The sequence below is a fragment of the uncultured Rikenella sp. genome (assembly GCF_910577125.1).
Lineage (GTDB): Bacteria > Bacteroidota > Bacteroidia > Bacteroidales > Rikenellaceae > Rikenella.
Window position 1 is genome coordinate 1 of record NZ_CAJTMN010000037.1, and the last position, 18,897, is coordinate 18,897.

Annotated in this window: 16 protein-coding genes; 4 read left to right on the forward strand and 12 right to left on the reverse strand. The window is 56.4% G+C overall.

What is annotated here, in order from left to right; genetic code table 11:
- Window positions 1-562 precede the first annotated feature (562 nt).
- From QZ292_RS05470 to QZ292_RS05495, 6 genes are all read right to left on the reverse strand, one after another.
- Window positions 563-832: a hypothetical protein gene (locus QZ292_RS05470; protein WP_294598936.1), complete on the reverse strand. Its 270-nt coding sequence runs from the start codon at window positions 830-832 to the stop codon at window positions 563-565.
- On the reverse strand, window positions 813-2,765 hold the full coding sequence (locus tag QZ292_RS05475) for a P-loop NTPase fold protein (RefSeq protein ID WP_294598939.1): 1,953 nt from the start codon (window positions 2,763-2,765) through the stop codon (window positions 813-815). Before QZ292_RS05475 ends, QZ292_RS05470 begins: the two co-directional genes overlap by 20 nt.
- 54 nt (window positions 2,766-2,819) lie before the next feature.
- The gene (locus QZ292_RS05480; protein WP_294598941.1) at window positions 2,820-3,644 is read right to left on the reverse strand and encodes a hypothetical protein; all 825 of its coding nucleotides are present in this window, start codon (window positions 3,642-3,644) and stop codon (window positions 2,820-2,822) included.
- Window positions 3,645-4,232: 588 nt separating this feature from the next.
- On the reverse strand, window positions 4,233-4,646 hold the full coding sequence (locus tag QZ292_RS05485; RefSeq protein WP_294598943.1) for a hypothetical protein: 414 nt from the start codon (window positions 4,644-4,646) through the stop codon (window positions 4,233-4,235).
- Complete coding sequence (locus QZ292_RS05490) at window positions 4,643-5,164, reverse strand: hypothetical protein (protein WP_294598946.1); 522 nt, start codon at window positions 5,162-5,164, stop codon at window positions 4,643-4,645. Before QZ292_RS05490 ends, QZ292_RS05485 begins: the two co-directional genes overlap by 4 nt.
- A gap of 76 nt (window positions 5,165-5,240) precedes the next feature.
- Window positions 5,241-6,116, reverse strand: coding sequence for a hypothetical protein (locus QZ292_RS05495; protein WP_294598948.1), 876 nt, complete (start codon window positions 6,114-6,116; stop codon window positions 5,241-5,243).
- A 442-nt stretch (window positions 6,117-6,558) separates the two neighbouring features.
- Between QZ292_RS05495 and QZ292_RS05500 the strand changes: the two genes are divergently transcribed.
- Window positions 6,559-7,767, forward strand: a complete 1,209-nt coding sequence (locus tag QZ292_RS05500; protein ID WP_294598951.1) for a hypothetical protein — start codon at window positions 6,559-6,561, stop codon at window positions 7,765-7,767.
- Between the two features lie 923 nt (window positions 7,768-8,690).
- Here the strand turns inward: QZ292_RS05500 and QZ292_RS05505 are convergent.
- From QZ292_RS05505 to QZ292_RS05520, 4 genes are all read right to left on the reverse strand, one after another.
- Window positions 8,691-9,701 (reverse strand): HipA domain-containing protein, encoded by a 1,011-nt coding sequence (locus tag QZ292_RS05505; RefSeq protein WP_294598955.1) that lies wholly within the window; start codon window positions 9,699-9,701, stop codon window positions 8,691-8,693.
- Window positions 9,698-10,018 (reverse strand): HipA N-terminal domain-containing protein, encoded by a 321-nt coding sequence (locus QZ292_RS05510; protein WP_294598957.1) that lies wholly within the window; start codon window positions 10,016-10,018, stop codon window positions 9,698-9,700. Before QZ292_RS05510 ends, QZ292_RS05505 begins: the two co-directional genes overlap by 4 nt.
- Entirely contained in the window at window positions 10,015-10,215 is a 201-nt protein-coding gene (locus QZ292_RS05515) for a helix-turn-helix domain-containing protein (protein ID WP_294598959.1), read from the reverse strand. The genes QZ292_RS05510 and QZ292_RS05515 overlap by 4 nt, the downstream gene beginning before the upstream one ends.
- A gap of 674 nt (window positions 10,216-10,889) precedes the next feature.
- Complete coding sequence (locus tag QZ292_RS05520) at window positions 10,890-11,729, reverse strand: AraC family transcriptional regulator (protein WP_294598961.1); 840 nt, start codon at window positions 11,727-11,729, stop codon at window positions 10,890-10,892.
- A 166-nt stretch (window positions 11,730-11,895) separates the two neighbouring features.
- Between QZ292_RS05520 and QZ292_RS05525 the strand changes: the two genes are divergently transcribed.
- Together QZ292_RS05525 and QZ292_RS05530 are read left to right on the forward strand one after the other, a co-directional pair.
- Entirely contained in the window at window positions 11,896-12,963 is a 1,068-nt protein-coding gene (locus QZ292_RS05525; RefSeq protein ID WP_294598964.1) for an efflux RND transporter periplasmic adaptor subunit, read from the forward strand.
- A complete protein-coding gene (locus tag QZ292_RS05530; RefSeq protein WP_294598974.1) occupies window positions 12,963-16,082 on the forward strand; it encodes an efflux RND transporter permease subunit in 3,120 nt (1,039 codons plus the stop codon). Before QZ292_RS05525 ends, QZ292_RS05530 begins: the two co-directional genes overlap by 1 nt.
- 122 nt (window positions 16,083-16,204) lie before the next feature.
- On the opposite strand, the gene QZ292_RS05535 is transcribed toward QZ292_RS05530, so the two are convergent.
- Window positions 16,205-16,720, reverse strand: a complete 516-nt coding sequence (locus QZ292_RS05535; protein WP_294598966.1) for a ferritin — start codon at window positions 16,718-16,720, stop codon at window positions 16,205-16,207.
- Window positions 16,721-16,778: 58 nt separating this feature from the next.
- Complete coding sequence (locus QZ292_RS05540; protein ID WP_294598969.1) at window positions 16,779-17,624, reverse strand: AraC family transcriptional regulator; 846 nt, start codon at window positions 17,622-17,624, stop codon at window positions 16,779-16,781.
- Window positions 17,625-17,905: 281 nt separating this feature from the next.
- Here QZ292_RS05540 and QZ292_RS05545 point away from each other — a divergent pair, with 281 nt between their 5' ends.
- Window positions 17,906-18,325, forward strand: coding sequence for a hypothetical protein (locus tag QZ292_RS05545; protein ID WP_294598971.1), 420 nt, complete (start codon window positions 17,906-17,908; stop codon window positions 18,323-18,325).
- Window positions 18,326-18,897 lie beyond the last annotated feature (572 nt).

Below are 18,897 nucleotides of genomic sequence, written 5' to 3' on the forward strand. Positions count from 1 at the left end.
AGCGACCCCAAGGCCCCCTCGAGGGGGATCGGGGGTGAGAGGCACCGGCGCGAGAGTCCCACGCGGAGCGTGGGTTCGAGTCTCGTTTTCCGCTCAAAGGAACGCTTGATAATCAGTAGATTGTCAAGCGTTTTTGTTTTCGGCAAATCGAGACTTCAGCGAGCGACCCCAAGGCCCCCTCGAGGGGGATCGGGGGTGAGAGACACCGGCGCGAGAATCCCACGCGGAGCGTGGGTTCGAGTCTCGTTTTCCGCTCAAAGGAACGCTTGATAATCAGTAGATTGTCAAGCGTTTTTGTTTTCGGCAAATCGAGACTTCAGCGAGTGACCCCAAGCCCCCCTCGAGGGGGATCGGGGGGAGAGAAATACCGGCGCGAGATTCCCACCCGGAGCGTGGGTTCGGGTTTAGGAAGGCTGTCAGAAATGGGGAAAAGACAAGCGAAGCCGAAGACTTAATCTTCGGCTTCGCCGACTTCAAAATGTATCCGTAGCGTATACCTGAAGTATGCTACAACATCTAACTGTTATTTAAAGTCTTTCATACAGCAGATGTATAACGGTACTTAACCCAGTTTTTCTACTATCCAATTTCCGGAAGCCTGATATCCTCGAGACAAAGAATCATCAAATCCGGCACGAATAATAGCTTTTTCAACCTCCAACGCTGTTGGAGCTGATAAACTTTGCGAAGGCACCTGAATGACAAATCCTTTGGGGATTTTCCCCAGCGTACGTTTTGCTGTTAGTTTGAAAGCTCTCGTACTTTTAATTTTTGTTAAAGAGTTAATAATTCTGACCTGTCGATCTTTTCCGTTACCGGTTGAAAAGTTCATACGAGGCAATCTTCAAATCGTAGCAGGCAAGCACGACCGACGCAATGTCCGATACGATTTCCGGCTCCTCGTAATTGGACGCCTTATCGAGATTGATCCAGTACTCGGGATTGAACGAAATATGGTTCTCCATCCAACCCAGCGCGTGACGATAACGAAGCTCTTCCGTGAAATCCGGGAATTTTGTGTCGTTATCATAGGTCTTGCCGGAGAAATACCATCGTTTCAGCAGCGGCCTCATCACCTCGTCGAAACGCTGTAATATCGAAGCGATTTGCTCGTTCCTCAGCAAGTCGTCGAAACTCATACCCCGAAGTTCTTCCGGACGAAGAATAGAACAATCCAACCATAACCGGCAAGATACCTTATTCTTGACCATACTCGGATTAAGCACGATATCGACATCGGGTCTCTTTTTGCCCGTTTCCAGATAGAAACCCCCGTTGCCGGTATTGCGTTTCGGGCGGATATTGATTTCCGGGCGGAGCGAATTGATTTTGGAAATTACATTCTCGTGAAGTTTGCGAATAAGCAGATGACGGTCCAGCTCTTCGGCGGAGATTCCCGAACCTATGCCTGTTACAGACGACTTGTCGAGAATCTTTCGGATGTTTTTCTCGAAATTCTCCGGATCTTTTTTATTGGCCGTATTCCGGATCAGCTCGAGCAGTTGCGTGATGTCGCTCTGGTGTTGCACCATGTAAGGGTCGGATCCGATCATCGCATCACGCACCTCCTCCCACTGCACCTCCGAATCGTCATCGTTTTTCTCCACCGAGAGATTCATCCGCCGGAGCACGCTCTCGCCCCATTTCGGAAAATCGGGTTGCAGGGTCAGCATCCGGTAGATTTTCGGATAACATACCTGAATGGCGATAATGGCGAAATTGATGATTTTGGCTTCCCGCGACTCTGAAAACTCATCCTCCTCCTGGCCGCACAGAGCGATGCAGTTGAGCAGCGAAAGCGTATTGATGAGCCGTTTGATCGAACGGGGATTCTTTCCCACGGAACACTCCACGATGGTGGAAAACGGTGTCTTGACCTCGGGATTCCCCCGGTCTATGTCCCGGATGTAGCCGATCTGCACCAACGAGTCGAGCACGAAATCCATCGTGCGGTAATTGCTGACCGGCAATGAGAAGGGCACTTGTATGATTTTATCGAAGAACGACCGGAATTCCCGTTCGTTGCTGTCGGTCAATTCGCCGAATTTGGGCTTGAGGCCTTTGACGACGACCTCGTAGTCGATGGCGAGCACGAAAATGCAGTTATCCAGCGAGAAGACGTTTTTAAGCAGTTCGAGAATCTCGACCGCCACAGGAGGATTAAGACGGTCGAGGTCATCGACAAAGATAATTACACCCCGCTTGTTTATCTCTGTAATGGACTTGTTTATGGCCTGTTCCAGCGCATTCTTCAAATCGGCGAGCGAAGCCGTTTCGTTCTCATCGGAGCCGTTGGACAGTTGGGTCGGAACGTTGGCCGCTTCGAGTCCGACCGCTATCATTCCGCCGACTCCGGGAATCGTTTTCAGGCTCTCGCGTGCACCTCGGTATAAGAAATTGCCGGCTCCGCGGAGGAAGCCCTTGAAAGTCGTTTTCGATCGAGGATCGTCCTTGGTCAATTCCTGAACAAGCTGCGCGAGAATCTTATAGACCGTTATCTCGGGAGTCGACAGCATGGAGTACTCCCAGGTATTGATTTTCACCCCGATGAACGGAGAATCGGGCTGGGAACATAAGGCGTGTTCCAAACGGGTCATGAGCGAGGTCTTCCCGCTCCCCCATTCGCCTTGCAGGGCGATAGTGATAGGCGTGGATGAATTTTCGATGAAACGAATCAGGCCTTTCACGTAGCGGTCTGTTCCGAAATCGTTTCGGGTCTCCCCGAAAGGAATATCCGAAAGGGAGGTCTTATCGTTGTTTGTCATGTCTTTGTCTGTAAGATTTGTTCATATTGGAGCTCGTATGCCGGATTCCATCGTTTACTCGTCCATGTCGACCGCTCTTGATTGCTCGTCGTTTTGTTCTTCATCTCGGAATTCCTCACCGGGCAGTTCGTCCGCAGTCTGCGGCCGCTCGTTCTTGGGCAGGAAACGGACTTTTCCCTCTTTAATCAAGCGTTTGGCCTCGCTGCGGTCGGAAGCTGCGGGAACCTCATCGTCGGTCAGCACATCCTGATTCCAGTCCATCAACCGGTTCGGGTGGTACAGCTCCCAACTGACGGCCCGGATCAGCCGTTTCACACGGGCCACGAGCTCGTGCGAGTCGTCCCGCTTGTCGGTAATGAACGCGCAGTGCGTAGGAAGCAATGCGTAATTCCACAGCGAATTGAAGAACAGCGGATTGTCCGTCTTGGCCCAGATGTGTGCGATCGTGTAATTCACGACCGAACTGCGTTGTCCCCAGCTCACGGCATGACCCGTATAACGCAGGATCGTGCATTTGGGCGCATAGTTGCCGTCGGAGTCTATTTTCACGCGGATTTTCGTTTCGCGGTGGAACAGGCATTTCGTCTCGTCGATATGTCCGTCGGGGTCGCATTCGTACTTGGTGAAACGCACCGCCTCGCTCTTATTCTTGAAGCGCGGCGTGGTGGTCTTGACCGCGTGCTGCAAAAAATAGTTGGCGTTGGAGGTGAAACGCGCCGGAATCGCCTGACCGGTGCGAATCAGGGCGCGGATATCCCGCGCCTGATTACGCACCATCTCCTTGTCGAAAAAGAGCGTATGCTCCAAAATGTGTTCGATGAGGGCTTCGTCGCTACCGAAGAGCGAGCGCAAGGCATCGAGACCGTCGATCTTTGTCATACTTCTTATTCTTTTACAGGCTTAATCTGCACGGAGAACTGGCGCGGATTGAAAGTCGAACTCGGATAGTGTACATTCAACCAACCGGTAATTACATCGTAACGCTTGGGCCCGATAAAGCCTCGCATTTGATGGACGTTGTCCGTTACGAATGTGTCATGCACCGGTACAGTCCCGCTGCGATGAACGGTTCCTACGATTTTGATCTGCCATTTGGTAGGTTTCTCAGGTTCGAAAAACGATTTTAAGAATCCCATGACGTGTTGAATTTCAGCATCTTCGAGCCTCTGGAAGATGGATTGTACAAAAAGAAAGCGTGAGGCTGTTAACCAATTTCATCGGACAGGCTCTGGTAAACCTTTGGCGTGAAATAAGCAACAGTCCTCACGCCCGTACAAGTACGAGGCGCGAGAGCCGTCAGCCTATTCTCCGCCTTGTGAAATTTACCAGATTTCGTCCGAGAGAATCAAGCTAAACACTTTCGTGCAGGTTTCGAATATGTCTGCCCGCTATGCGAGCATGACAAAATTACGAAATTTTTCCTTCACGACAGAGTTCGGGCTCCGAAAGGACTGTTGCCGTTTGAGCTTAAAATATTTTTGTCACCGCCGTCGTTTCGAGGCAGTCGACGAAGCGGCGGGGCAGCAGGACGTTTTCCATATCGAGTGTTCCGGCGAATAGCGGTGCGATCTGCGCGACGGAGTAACCCGCAATGCCGCACCCGACCTCCGTCACGAGAAACGTCAGGTCGGGATGAGCCGCCGCATATGCGATGAACTCCTCCACATACGGTCGGATGCCTTCGACCGTGCCGCCCATCGTCGGGATTGCATAGCACTGCCCTGTGCGTCCTAAGCCCTCGCCCCATACTGCCCCGAACAGACGCCGTGCATCGGCCGCCGCACCGCCTCCGTGCCACCCCTGCGGATTGCTGCCGAAGACGAAGATTTCGTTGGCTCGGAGCGATTCGATTCGCTCCGGCGAAAAACGAGTTTTGCTCATTGCACATTAAGTTTATAGTACGTAATTCCTTTATCCGTCCGCTTGGCTATAGAAAGCAATCCGAGCCTGTATAGATCGGAAAGAATCTTTTGCCATGCACTTGCCGCGCGCTCTTCACCCATATAACGGGTCAAATGCGCAGGTCCTATGCCGCAAGGGCATCGGCGCTGAAGACCGGCTACGAGAATATAGGTTGCCGTCTGAGCGGTCGTCAGCCCCATCGTCATCGCTATCTCCTCCAGCTCCGTACGGAAATCGAAGCGTTCGAATGCGGCAATACCGCCGAATCCTTTTAACAAATAAAACATCGCCGAAGGTTCGAGCCTCCGTGCAGTCTCCGCCTCATGGCGTTCGGCTTCCTCTTCGCAGCGGAGCCACTCATCGGTTTCGGCAATCTCTCGACGCGTTTGTTCGACAAACTCCTGCAACTCTCGTTGTTCTTTTTTTTCGATGTCGCGTGCGATATTCCGCTCCTCACGGCGTATCTCTTCGCACAGATAATCTGCAAATCCTTTCATTGTTCTTTATCTCGATTTTATCGGCGGTACCCCGCCACGTCTTGACTCCTTGTGATGGTGTGCCGCGTATAAAAATTCACAAAGTCGTCTCGTCCAAAGTCTGCAAAAGGTCCTGAAATGAATCCTGGCTCGATTTCGGATTCAGTTCGAGGCGGATTTCTATTTGTTGTCGATCCGTCGTTTCCCATTCGGGTTCCCGACATTCACCTCCTCGTTTCGATACGAAGGCTTCGACCAACTCCGAGAGAGGGCCGGTCATAGCCTTCGGGAGATTCTCCGGTCTACAGACACGAATGCTTTCAAGGCGCGACGACCATTCGCAAAGCCCCTGTAATTTATGCAAAATATCTTCGTGCGGCAGACCCCAAGCTGCGGTTTCCTTGTAATCCGATGTGTCTATGGACAGTCCGACCTGCTCGGGCGTATGGTAATCGAAGCGTACGGCGGGATAATGGAACGTGCGACACCTGTCTTCGCGATGCGGGACACAAGGACTGCATCTCATTTCGCCATCGATTTTGCGATAGTAAAACTCTACATCGAACTCGAGCTGCAAACAGCGATCCAGGGTACAGCAATGTGCTTCGACCGACCTTTCGTCTCCCATATTCCGAAGCATCCAGTCGCGCAGCGATATAAGATCGTCGAAACGCCAAGGCGATATGTCGGATGGAAGATACGACGTGAACCGGATGGCACGCGCACAGTCGTAGCGTTCGAACAGCTCTTTCATAAGCAGTATGGGCGAACGAGAGGTGAAATCGACCATACCGGAAGTCATCCCGATACGGACAAAGTCGTTTTCGGATTCGAGAAACACGAGGTCGAGTCCCGAGAGCGTATAATGATTATCGATGAAATCGGACTGTTCGAATCCGGATCCCCAAGGCGTCGGATCTTCGCTGCGGTGCCCGCGGAACTCGTAAAAAGCGGGTTGTAAAATTCTATTCATAGCCTGCATTTTAATATTTTTCTATTTCAATATTCGCTCTCGTTTTTGGTTGAAAAACGGCGGTTCGAAAATTCTATGCATCTCGGTTTTTCAGCAGTTTCCGACGCTCGCATCTGAATGTGTATTGCGCTGTATATCAAAGTATTTATAGTATGTATTGTCTCTTTTGTCTCTATATTAAAGATACTCAAAATCGGTGTAATGCGCAACTTTTCGAGGCTTTTTTTAGTGCTCTCAATGAATCGGCTGCATTTTATCTTCTGCTGAATGGCATATACGGGAGAGCAGTCGGCGACGCTTCGAAATAACGCATTCTCGAGATTTTCCACCGGTGTGCAAAAAAAAAGATTTTTGATATTGGAAATCAATGTCTTGCAAACTCAAATTTGCAAAATTATTTTTTATGCAAGATGATTTTGTAACTTTGCGAAAATCAAAAACGATGCGATTGACGACGGAAGAGCTGAATATGGAGATCGAGCGGGATCGGCGAATGTTGCGAGAACTTCCTTTCCGGCTGCGCGATCTGTCGGGTATGGTGCGTGGTTGTTGGATCGTCGCAGCGGAACGGCAGCGCGGTAAGAGCTGTGTGCTGGCGCAGCTTCTCTACCTGCGGACCGAGCAGCGCACGACCCGGCGCTTGTACGGCGTGGTGCCGCTCGTGCTGTGTTTGCGCAACGAAAGTTACTACGGCATGACGGGGCGCGAGCTCTGGGAGGCACTGTCGCCGCTCCTGCCCGATGATAAGGCACTGGTCTGCCTGGACGATCTCGATCTGCTTGACGGGTGGCTCTTTCTGTTGGAGCGTCTGACAGCCCGGGGCGTCGAGGTGCTCGCCACGATGTCGCCCCGGGCGGCAGAGCGACTTGCGGAACACCCTGCGCTGAAAGAGGCGTTCGGCATTCGGTCGTTCGACGACTTGTCGATGGACGATTTCATGCGTATATCGAAACTCAACTGCTGCGACGCCTTGAATCTGCTCAGGCGATGGGGATGCTATCCCGGCGTGCTGTCCGCTCCGGACCGTCGCGAAGAGAGGCTGCAACAGCTCTTCCGCACATTGCTCTACGAAGAGTTGCTGCCCGCCTATAAGATCCGCAACGAGGCGGCCATCCGACATCTGCTGCATCTGCTGGCGGAGCATCTCGGCGAGGAGCTATCCTATAACGGGCTGTGCCGCATGTTGCAGGCGGAAGGCCTAAAGGTCGGCGTGACGACCGTCGCGGAGTATGTCGCCATTCTGAAAGAGGCACGGCTCGTCCGTTCGGTAACGAGTCTGTCGGAACGGACGAGTCGTCTGCCTAAGCAACGCTACTGGTTCTGCGATAATGGTCTGCTGTCGCTCTTCGTACCTGCGACGCGCTTGCACGAACAGTTGCTGCGCAACAGGATGGCCGATTCCGTGCTGTGGAAATACTGCCATTCTGCGGTCTATTGCGTTTCGCTGCGGAACGCTTCGATCGATTTCTATATTCCTGAACAGGCGTGCTCGATCGTGCTATGCCCGACCGACGAAACGGTATGCAATGCCATACGCGACCTGCAACGCTTCGATCGCAAATATCCCACCGCACACAAATACATCTACACGGCCGGTAAGATCGTCTCGGCACTGCCCTCCGGGATTCATAACTACTTTTTTCTCGAGTAGTCGGCGTGGTTGAAGGATTAACTCCTTGCGGACAGTTAAGCGTGTTAAGCATTTTTCGCCGACTTTTTTTGATTAACCAATCTTCCTGCTTTCTGAAAAACGGTTTTCTCCGAAAATACTTAACTTGATTAACTCTCATTCTCTTTTGAACAACATGCCGAAAAACGTATAAACATCACGCACGAATAGTATGCGGAATCGTATCCGATTGTTATTTAGGTCATTGCCGGATGTGCCATCGCGATCCATATCATCAATTGCGAATTACACGGTGCTATCGTCTCCGAGGCGGAGATCATACGGACTGGAGCTGGCTGGAGCACGATGGGTACACCCTTGCCCGAAACGTGGGGGCAAGACTGTTGAAAGAGCCTACTGGCAGAGCGCATCGAGCGTCCTGTCGGACATCCGAATGCGGTAAATATTTAGATGAAAGACGATAGACGGGCGAAATACATTTGCCGCATGATGGCAGAAATCGAGGAACTCCGACGAAACAACTATGTGATGGAACTGGCCTATATCGGCGCGGACGGCGAAACGAATTACGATCGGGGGAGGCAAGAAACATGAGAATGAGCCGTATCTGTTCGCCATCACGGAAGACAATCGAACGGTGATCTTTCCGGTAGCGCACATTATGTGCATAAGCGAGACTGAGGCACTGACGACTTTTTCTTTACCTGAAAATTCCGATAGCGAGCAATTTGCGTAGCGGTTCTTCGATGTGAAGAATCAGGGGGGGGATAGGAGTCAATCAAATTCTCTTGATTTTAGAAACTGGTTTGCACGAAAACCATTGTTCATATCATTATAGAGGCAAGCCGCGTTACATTAAATTGAGGGAGAAGATTACAATGATTTCTTCCCTCAATTTTTTTATATAATTATATAGTCCCAAACAGTGTATTACTTTGCGCTTTCTATTGCCCAATCACCCCCTCTCTCCTCAACCGGCTCAACCGCTCTTGGTACGACCGCTTGTACCTCCGCTTGACTTTTTCGTCGAGAAAAGATCGGTCGGTCAAAGCATAAACCTCCGGTTGCTCTTGCGAGAACATGTCGAGTATCTCCGTCATCTTCTTCGGCAATACGCCGATCCGTCGTCCGAAAGTCTCGAAATCGGCTCGGCAAGGATGCCCTGTGCGTGTATAGGTGTCTGAATACTCCGCCTCGGGAATCAGGCCGCCTTGCAGGGCGAAATCCTCGTCGGTGACATGAATCGAAGTGTTCAATAGATCGTATGCGGGTGCGAGCAGATAGTCCCCGCCGGGGGTCTGTTGCAACGAAAAGTTCTTCAGGTGTGCGTCGCCGTTGGCAAAGAGGTAGTTGAAGACGACGAGCGCGAAAAAGCGGCTCATCTGCACTTGCCAGGCCGGGACGTTCGCTTTCAGCAAAGCGGCGGCATCTTCGTAGCTGCCCGTATATTTGAAATCCCGCCCGTGCGTCGCGCTTGTTTTGTACGCCAGCGACGAGAAATCCTCCTGTTTGATCTTGTTGCCCTCTGTATTGTAGTCGAAGCGTTTGGTAATATAGGCCGGCTCGCCGTTCTTGAAAAAGATCAGACCGTTCTCTGCTGTTGGGGTTTTATAGACTTGCCGGGCGATCTGCATTGTCAGGTGCTCATTGGCGGGTATCTGATCGCGGAAGCGCAGGTGCTTGTAGGCGGGTGCGGGCTTGATGATGTAGCGTCCTTGTCCTCCGGCGGGAGTGAGCACGATCTTTCCGTCAGCAACGATTGCCGACAGTTTCTCTTGTACGCCTGACACGGAGAGCTGGTTGATATTCTCCGCCATATTTGCGCTGTCCGCATCGTAGTCGAAATCGAGCCTCGGGCTGACTCGCTTTCCGTCGAACAGCCGCCGCGTGCAGGACGGACAATACTTGTCGAATCCCTCGGCCAGATGACCGGGACAAACTGTCAGAATTTTCATAGTTTCTTTACCGTTATGGCACCGATGGTGTCGGTATGCGCCGTTGCCAATAATAGGCCGAACGCATCCTCCTCGTCGATTTTCAGTGTTCGGCACTGGCAGGCCTTGTTCGCTCCCTCGGCGAGCATATTGTAGAAAAATGGGAACAACGTTTTCGATGCGAACTCCTTTCTGCTTTTCGGGAACGAGAGCGAGATGGCCGTCTGACGCTCGTCTGCAAGAAACGCATCGTCGTACCGAAACCGATATGTCCCCTCGTCGGTCTCTGTCAGTACGCCGGCCAATACGCCGTCGCTGTATATCTCCGCCTGTCTCATTTAACAATCTCCTTTACTTTCAACGCCAGCTCCAGACCGAGCGTCGCGGCGATTTTCGAGAGCGTCGCGACGGAGGGATTTCCCTTGCCCGCCTCGATGGTCTTGATAATGCGCAGACTCAACCCCGTATAGTCGGCCAAATCCTGTTGGGTAAGCCCTAATAATGCGCGTCTCTCTTTGATGATAGAATAATCCATACGTGCAAGATATTGCCTCTTTAGATGCAAATGTAGGGCGAATTCATTCAATTGCAAATAAAAGTGCAATTAATTGCCCCTTTTCTTTATTCTGGAAGCCCGTAGTTAACCAAGTTAATCGTTTGGGACAAAAACAAGTTTTTGCAGAGCAGTACGCTTAATATTGAGCATATAGATTCCTGCTTAAAATGTTTAACTCTACTAACTATCAGCGAGATAATTTGAGAGTGGTTTTGAAGAGTCGATAATTTTCATTACCTTTATAGTGATGAAAACACTGCGTCGGGCGCCTCGGGAACGGCGAGACATCGGCGAATGCGTATTCATCAGTCCCCGCAAGGATGATGAGCCGAGGAGGTCATCGCGGCATGACAATAAGTTGTCGGGAAGAGTATTTGCAGCACTTCGCAACTATACGGCATTCGATGGGGATCACCGTTTGCGGTATGAAAACATTAGAGATGTCCTCATGCCTCTTACAAGACAAACAGAGTTAGACGAACATCTGATTTATTTAAAAAAATAACACTTTAGTTTAATCAGCGAACGCCAGTCGCCACTTGGCGTGTTTTACAAAATGTTTTACAAATACTGAAAATTCGACAGCGACAGACTGCTAACTATCTCGGAATTAGGTCTCAGAACTCGCGACCTCAAGGCCCCCTCCGCCAACGTTATCCGCCCGACGCGCGTATCGAAGCCCGATAGGCCGAGGGCGACATGCCCGCGTACAATTTGAAGTAGCGACCGAAAAGAGACTGGCTCGGAAAGTCCAGTGACGAGGCGATCTCCTTGATACTCGCCTGCGGATCGGCGAGCCGGCTCTTGGCCTCGGCGATGACGAACAGCGAGATCCACTCCACCGGCGTCTTGCCGGATCGCTCCCGGATCAGCGTGGCGAAGTAGCGCGGCGAAAGGCACAGCTCCCGGGCATAGAACTCCACGCTGCGCCGGGTGCGGAAATGGTGGTGCAGGGTCGAGAGGAACTGCCAGAATATCTTGTCCTTGCGCGTCATCTTCTCCCGGCCGACCGGGTGGTTCGCCAGGTAGGCGTCCAGCACCTCGAAGCAGAAAGCACGGACGAGCGAGGCGATGACCTGGCGGCCGATGGCCGATGCGCCCGCCTGCCGCCGCCGGGTGAACCCGATCAGCTCCTCGATGCGGCGGTATTGCTCGTCCGTCAGGCGGACGACCGGATTGAAACGGATGTAGACGAGGCTCTGCGTGTCGGAGACGTTTTCCAGCGAAGAGAGCGAGAAGTCGAAACCGGCCGCACCCACGATCGCCTCCAGGTCGTCGCTGTAGCGGACGACGACGGTCTGCGAGAAGGCCGGATAGATGTAGAGGTCGCCCGCGCACAGGGAGAACTCCTTGTCGTCCATGCCGAGCGTGATCCGACCCCGGCGGCACAGCAGGAAGCCGTTCTTCTCCAGATGCACCACCCGGCTGTACCGCCCGATGCTCTCGGCGTCGATCTCGCCCAACGCCAGTCCGCAGTTCTCTGTCCGGTTCATGTCGCTCGTTTTCGCAAAGGTATGAAAATCCGACGGAAAGGAGATAATCTGTCCTTTTTCGTTCCGTAAATCGAACGAATCGAACAATAGAACCGCGCAATCGCTATTTGCGGATCGATCCTAATCCGGTATTTTTGTCTTTGAGTAACCTCAAATATCCTGCTCTATGATGAATCCCCAGTGGAGGAGGGCCGCTGCGGCGACGGCGGCGCTGCTGCTGGCCGGCTGCGGTGCGCAGCCGCAGACGAAGCCGGCGCCCTCCGTGCGCATCGATACCGTGGAAACGGCCGGCGCTTACGAGATCCTCGAATTTCCCGGCCGCGTGAAGGCGGCCGAGGAGGTGAACCTCGCATTCAAAGTCTCCGGAACGCTCCAGCGCATCCATGCCTCCGACGGCGCTTTCGTCCGCCGGGGCGAGCTCGTCGCCGAGATGGATCCGCGCGATTACGAACTCCAGCTGCAAGCCGTCGAAGGGGAGTATCGACGGATTCGAGCCGAGGCCGAACGCATCATCGCCCTCTACGACCAGCATGTCGCCACGGCCGATGCCTACGACAAGGCCCGGTACGGACTCCAGCAGATCACGGCGAAGTACGAGAACGCCCGCAACCAGCTGGCCGACACGAAGTTGTATGCCCCGTTCGACGGGTATGTCAAACACCGCCGGTTCGATCCGCCGACCGTCGTGGCGGCCGGCATGCCCGTCGTGACCTTCCTGTCCGACAAGCATCCCGAGATCGAGATCTTCGTCCCGGCGTCGACCTATGTTCGCCGCGGAGAGATCGTCTCGTTCGCCGCAGCGTTCGATTTCCTGCGCGATCGGAAGATTCCGCTCCGCCTGCTCCACATCGGGCCGGAGGCGAATGCCAACCAGCTCTATGCCGTTCGGCTGGCGTTGCCGGCGGAGGGGACGGGTGCCGTCACGCCCGGCATGAACGCGGCGGTCGAGGTCGTCGTGCGGCACGAAACGGAGCAGACGCCGTCGAGGATTCCGGCATCGGCCCTCTTCCGACACGATGATGCGAGCTGCGTCTGGATCTGCCGGGAGGACGGAACGGTCGTGCGCCGCCGGGTCGAAGTGGCGCAGCTCCACACGGACGGGACGGCGACGATCGTGCGGGGGCTGGCGTCGGGCGAACGGATCGTCACGACCGGGGTGCACCACCTGACGGAGGGCGAGCGGGTCGATCCGCTGCCCGAGCCGTCGAAAACCAATGCGGGAGGGCTGTTATGATCGATTGCGGCAAGTGGGCTTTCTCGCATCGGAAGCTCGTCTATTTTCTGCTGGCGGTGCTGCTGGCCGGCGGGATCAAGTCGGCGTGGGACATGGGGAAACTCGAAGACCCCGAGATCAAGGTCAAGATCGCCATGGTGGTCGGGATCCGTCCGGGCGCCTCGGCGCACGAGATGGAGATGGAGGTCGTCGACCCGCTGGAGAAGGCGATCCGGACGCTCGGGGAGGTGAACTGCGTCCAGAGCTGGTCGTACAACGACCTGTGCCTCATCCAGGTCGAACTGAAGAGCACGACGCCGGACGACCGCCTCGAACAGTGCTGGGACATGCTGCGGCACAAGGTCTCCGATGCCGCGGCGTCGCTGCCCGACGGAACCTCCGTCCGGGTGCAGGACGATTTCAATCTGGTCTACGGCATGTTCTATGCCCTGACCGCCGACGGCTTCGGCGAACGGGAGCTGGCCGACTACGCTTCGCTGGTGCAGCGCGAGCTGACCGATCTGGAGGGCGTGGCGCGGGTCGAACTCTACGGGGTGCGCGAGGAGTGCATCGACATCTCGCTGCGCGCCGACCGGATGGCGACGCTCGGTATCTCGCCGACCGAGGTGCTCGCCACCCTGAACGGACAGAACGGGACGTTCTATGCCGGTTACTACGACAGCGGCGACCGGAGGGTCAGGGTGACGGTGGCCGACAAGTCGCGCACGGTCGAACAGATCCGTAATCTGATTATTCAGGGTCACGAAGACGACCAGCTGCGGCTGGGCGACATAGCGACTGTGGAGAGCGGCTACGCGGAACCCGTCCGTCAGGCGATGACCCGCGACGGGGAGCGGGCCGTCGGCATCGCCGTGGCGGCCGCTTCGGGAACCGACATCGTGAAGGTCGGCCGGGCGGTCGAACGCCGGCTCGACGAGCTCCGGGAGAGGCGCTTCCCGGCGGGGGTCGACTGCCACAAGGTCTTTTACCAGCCCGAGCGGGTGACGGACGCGCTGTCGACGTTTTTCGTCAACCTCGTCGAGTCGGTCGTGATCGTGATCGTCATTCTGATGCTTACGATGGGATTCCGCAGCGGCGTCATCATCGGGTTCAGCCTTCTGACGATCGTCGTCGGCACCTTCCTGCTGCTGGGGATGGCGGGCGGCACGATGCAGCGGGTCTCGCTGGCGGCCTTCATCCTCGCCATGGGGATGCTGGTCGACAACGCCATCGTCGTGGTGGACGGCATACTGGTCGACCTGAAGCAGGGCAGGCCGCGGAGGGAGGCGATGTGTGCCATCGGACGGAAGACCGCCCTGCCGCTGCTGGGCGCCACGGTCATCGCGATCCTCGCTTTTCTGCCGGTCTTCCTGTCGCCCGACACGGCGGGGGTCTATATCCGCGACTTGTTCATCGTCCTGGCGGCGAGCCTGCTGCTGAGCTGGATTCTGGCCCTCGTGCATGTGCCGCTGATGGCCGACCGGCTCCTGAAACGGCCGGCACGAACCGAGGCGGCGGCCGAACTCTATGACAGTCCGCTCTACCGCCGCTTCGGCCGCCTGCTCCGCTTCGGACTGCGGCACCGGATCACGGCTCTGGCGACTGCGCTCCTGCTGCTCGGACTGAGTGTCTGGGGGTTCGGCTATGTCCGGCAGGGGTTCTTCCCCGACATGGTCTACGACCAGCTCTATATCGAATACAAACTGCCGGAGGGGACGAACTCGACCCGTGTGGCGGCCGACCTGCGGGAGATCGAGGCCTATCTCAGGACGCGCCCCGAGGTGCGGAGCATCACGGCTGTGACGGGCGGAACGCCGGCCCGCTATAACCTCGTGCGGAGCATCGCCACGCCGTCGCTCGCCTATGGCGAACTGATCGTCGATTTCGAGTCGCCCGAGGAGCTGGTCGGGAATATGGACGCCATTCAGGACGAGCTCTCGGCGCGCTACCCGGACGCTTATGTCAAGGTGAAGCGCTACAACATCATGTTTAAGAAGTACCCGATCGAGGTGCAGTTCTCGGGGCCCGACCCGGCGGTCTTGCACCGGCTGGCGGACTCGGCGCGGGCGATCATGAGGCGGACGCCGGAGGTGGCGCAGATCACGACGGGGTGGGAGCCTGCCGTGCCGGTTTGGGTGGCGGACTACGATCAGGCGGCTGCCCGCCGTGTCCGTCTGAGCCGGCAGGACATCGCGGTGTCGCTGCTGACGGCCGAGGGCGGGATTCCGGTCGGAACGTTTTACGAAGGCACGCACCGCAACACGATCTACCTCAAGTGTACGGCGGCGGACGGGGAGCGCATCGATAATCCCGAGAATGTCCCGGTCTTCCCGCTGCTCCCGAACGCGGAGGCGCTCTTCGACGACGAGTTGGCGCTGAGTCTGCGGAGCGGGACGCTCGACAAGGGCGATCTCCTCCGGGCGCTGACGCAGACTGTGCCGCTCGGACAGGTCGGACAGGGGGTCGGCGTGGAGTGGGAGGATCCGGTCGTCCTGCGCTACAACGGCCGCCGCATGCAGAATGTGATGTGTTCGCCGGTGCCGGGGGTTGAGACGGAGGCGGCGCGGAGGATCGTTGCCGAGCGGATCGAGGCTCTGGAGCTGCCGGCCGGCTATTCGCTGCGCTGGGACGGCGAGAAGGGGGCCCGAGACCAGACGATGTACTGGCTTTTCAAACAGGTTCCGCTGGCGATCGTGCTCATCGTCACGGTTCTGATCGTGCTGTTCGGCGACTATCGCAAGCCGGCGGTCGTGTTGTGCTGCATCCCGCTGCTGGCTGTCGGGATTGTCGGGGCGATGCTGCTGACGGGCAAGACGTTCGACTTCTGTGCCATCGTCGGGGCGCTGGGGCTGATGGGGATGCTGATCAAGAACTGCATCGTGCTGCTGGACGAGATCGGGGCGAATGCGGGGAGGGGAACCGACCCGGTCGATGCGCTGGTGGTCAGCGCTCAGAGCCGGCTGCGGCCGGTGATGATGGCTTCGGTCACCACGATTCTCGGGATGATTCCGCTGCTGGGCGATGCGATGTTCGGTTCGATGGCGGCGACGATCATGGGCGGGCTGCTCTTCTCGACGGTCGCCACGCTGCTCTTCCTTCCGATCCTGTATGCTTTGTTCTTCAGGATTCGGACGAAGTGATGCGGGGGGAAGAGGGGTTTCTTTAAAGCTTTATACGTGAAAAGGAGGGAAGGGGCTGCTGTGGGGCGGCCTCTTCCCTCCTTTGCTGTTTCGATCGTCTTGCCGAAAGACGGATGAGGGGGCTACTGGGCGGAGATGCTCGGGGCGGTGTAGGTGCGGCTGCCGAGCTCTTTGTCGATCATGTAGAGGCCCATCTGGCTCTCGGAGACCATCCGAAGCTGGTCGATGATGTCGCGGGCGTTCTCTTCTTCTTCCACTTGTTCGTTCACGAACCAGATCAGCTGGTTGGAGGTGGCGAAGTCTTTCTCGTCGGCGGCCAGACGGCACAGGTTGTCGATCAGGGAGGTCACTTTCTGTTCGTGGGCGAGGGTCTCTTTGAACATGTCGAGGGGGGTGGCCCATTCGGTCGGTACGGCGGCGATGGGGGCTAAGGTCACGCGCCCGCCGCGGCTCTGGATGTAGTCGATGAAGATTTGGGCGTGGGCTTGTTCTTCTTGGTACTGGACGGAGAACCAGTTGGCGATCCCTTTATAGCCTTTGGCGGCGGCGTCGAGGGACATGGACAGGTAGAGGTAGGCGGACCATTGTTCGGCGTTGATCTGGGCGTTGAGGGCTTCTTGTAGTTTGTTGCTTAACATGGTTGTTAGGGTTTATGTGTGGGGCAAAGGTAGTGATTTTCGGGTGTCGGAGGGTGGGTCAGAGGCCGCTTTTTTCGTAGCGACGGCGGTAGGCGAGGGGGGTCAGGCCGAAGCGGCGGCGGAAGAGTTTGATGAAGTGGGAGGGGTTGGGGAGGTGGCAGTCGCGGGCGATTTTGCTGATGGGGTCGGGGGTGGTGATGAGCTGGAGCTGGGCGCGGTTCAGGCGCTGGTCGATGATCCAGCGGTGGGGGGTGGTGCCGAAGGTGCGCTGGCAGTGGTTCTTGAAGGCGGTGGGGCTCATGTCGCATTGGGCGGCGAGGCTGGAGACGCTGGCGGTGGTGAAGATGTTGGCGTGCATCACTTCGTTGAAGGTGTGGCGGCTCTGGGTGAGGGATTGGCAGAGGGGGCGGCTGATGCAGCAGCCGGGCTGGGTCTGGAGAAGTTGGAAGAGTTCGCAGATCTTCAGGCGGCTGAGTTCGGGGTGGTTCCGGTGGAGGGGGGTGTTCAGCAGGCGGTTCAGGGAGCGGAAGTAGTTCTCGATCAGGGGCCAGGCGGGGTAGGTGTAGACGCCGGCGGTGTTCCGGCAGGTGGAGCACAGGCGGGTGGTGGCGGCGACTTGGGGGGCGGGGATGAAGTCGTTCCGGAGGTCGTCGGGGGTGTAGAACAGGAGGGTCTGGCGGAAGGGGCGGCCGCTGTCGGCGGGGTCGTTCTCGATGTAGTGGGTGCCGGGGCTCAGGTGGAAGAGTTCGCCGCTCCGGACGGTGACGTAGCGGTCGCCGAGGTGGATCAGTTTGGTGCCTTGCTCGATGTAGCCGACGACGGGGCGCTCGTAGCGGATGGTCTGGATGCCGGCGTTGATGTCGATCTGGTAGCGGGAGATGTGGGAGGTGGAGGTGGTGTTCATGGCGGGTGGGGTTATCGGGGGTAGGTGTCTGATTTATTGTGTAATGGTTTGGTGTGTCGTTTGGACGGGGGCCGAAAATGAGGCTATCTTTGGCTCACGATGAAAGAGGACACGCAGGGGTAATTAATGTTGCGAATATAGTAAATTTTAACCCGTATGAGTTATTTAATGGCTGTTTTTGTGAAAAACGCTCTGGAGGGGGCCGGTGGGGTGAAGATAAGCATTAATCCGGGGAATCACTATAAAATAAAATCATGGAGGCGGAAATCTTAAGGGAGGGTATGCGAAGAATAGAACGGCTGGAGGTGGTCTACGAGCGGCTGGCGGAGCTGCTGGAACCGGCGGAGCTGGAGGAGAATCCGTTGCCGGCGGCGAGGGGATGTATGGCGGCGTTGAGGGGGCTGGAACGGTGTGTGGAACTGAGGCTGAAGATCCTGAGGGAGGCGGAAAGGTGGCCGGAGCGGGAGCTGAGGGAGGAGGAGAGGAGGGCGAAGGTGGACTGGAGTCGGTTGTCGGACGGGGCGCTCAGGGAGGTGGAGGAGGCGCTGGTGCCGTGTGAGGAGGGAGGGGAAGACATAAAGGAAAACGCTGGCGGTTCGAAGAGAAGGGCGCTCTCGGGGAGGGGGCGAAGGGTGGGATGCTCGGCGAAGGGCGGGGCGGAAGGGCTTGCCGATGAAGTGACCCGGGCGGATGATTCTTAAGGGGGTCAAAGAATGGGGGGGAGAGGCTACCCATTGGGAGTGCGGCACGCACCGCCCGCCCGGCGGACGCGTTCGCGCCACGGCGGGCGGCCTTTATTATTTCAAGTAATTGCGCGCCACGCCTTAAGAAGCGATTCTCTATTTTAACGGTAAGTCAAAATAGAATGAATCGCGTAAGGCGCGCGAAACGCGGCGGAGCGACAGCGGAGCCGCAATGAGGCGGACACGGTTCTTCGGGCGCGAAAATCGCTTGCGCGGTTTTCGCGCTGCGCTGGGCGGAGCAGGGGGCGGAGAAACGGGCCGAACTGTCGGCCGCATTTTGCTCTTAGCTTTTGCGACCCTTTGGGTCGCCGGCCTCGGTTTTGGGGTAGAGGCTGCTATTTCGGGGTGCCCGAAGGCACCGGCGCGGGGGGGGGGCGCCGAGGACGAATCTCCGAGAATGGAGCGGTGAATGGGCCGAGCTTTTGCGACCCATTGGGTCGCCGGGCTTGCGCGCTGGGCCTTCGGCCCACCCCCGGAGCGCGCAGCCCGAAACGGCAGAGGATTAGGCTGAGTTCTTGCAGCCCTAAGGG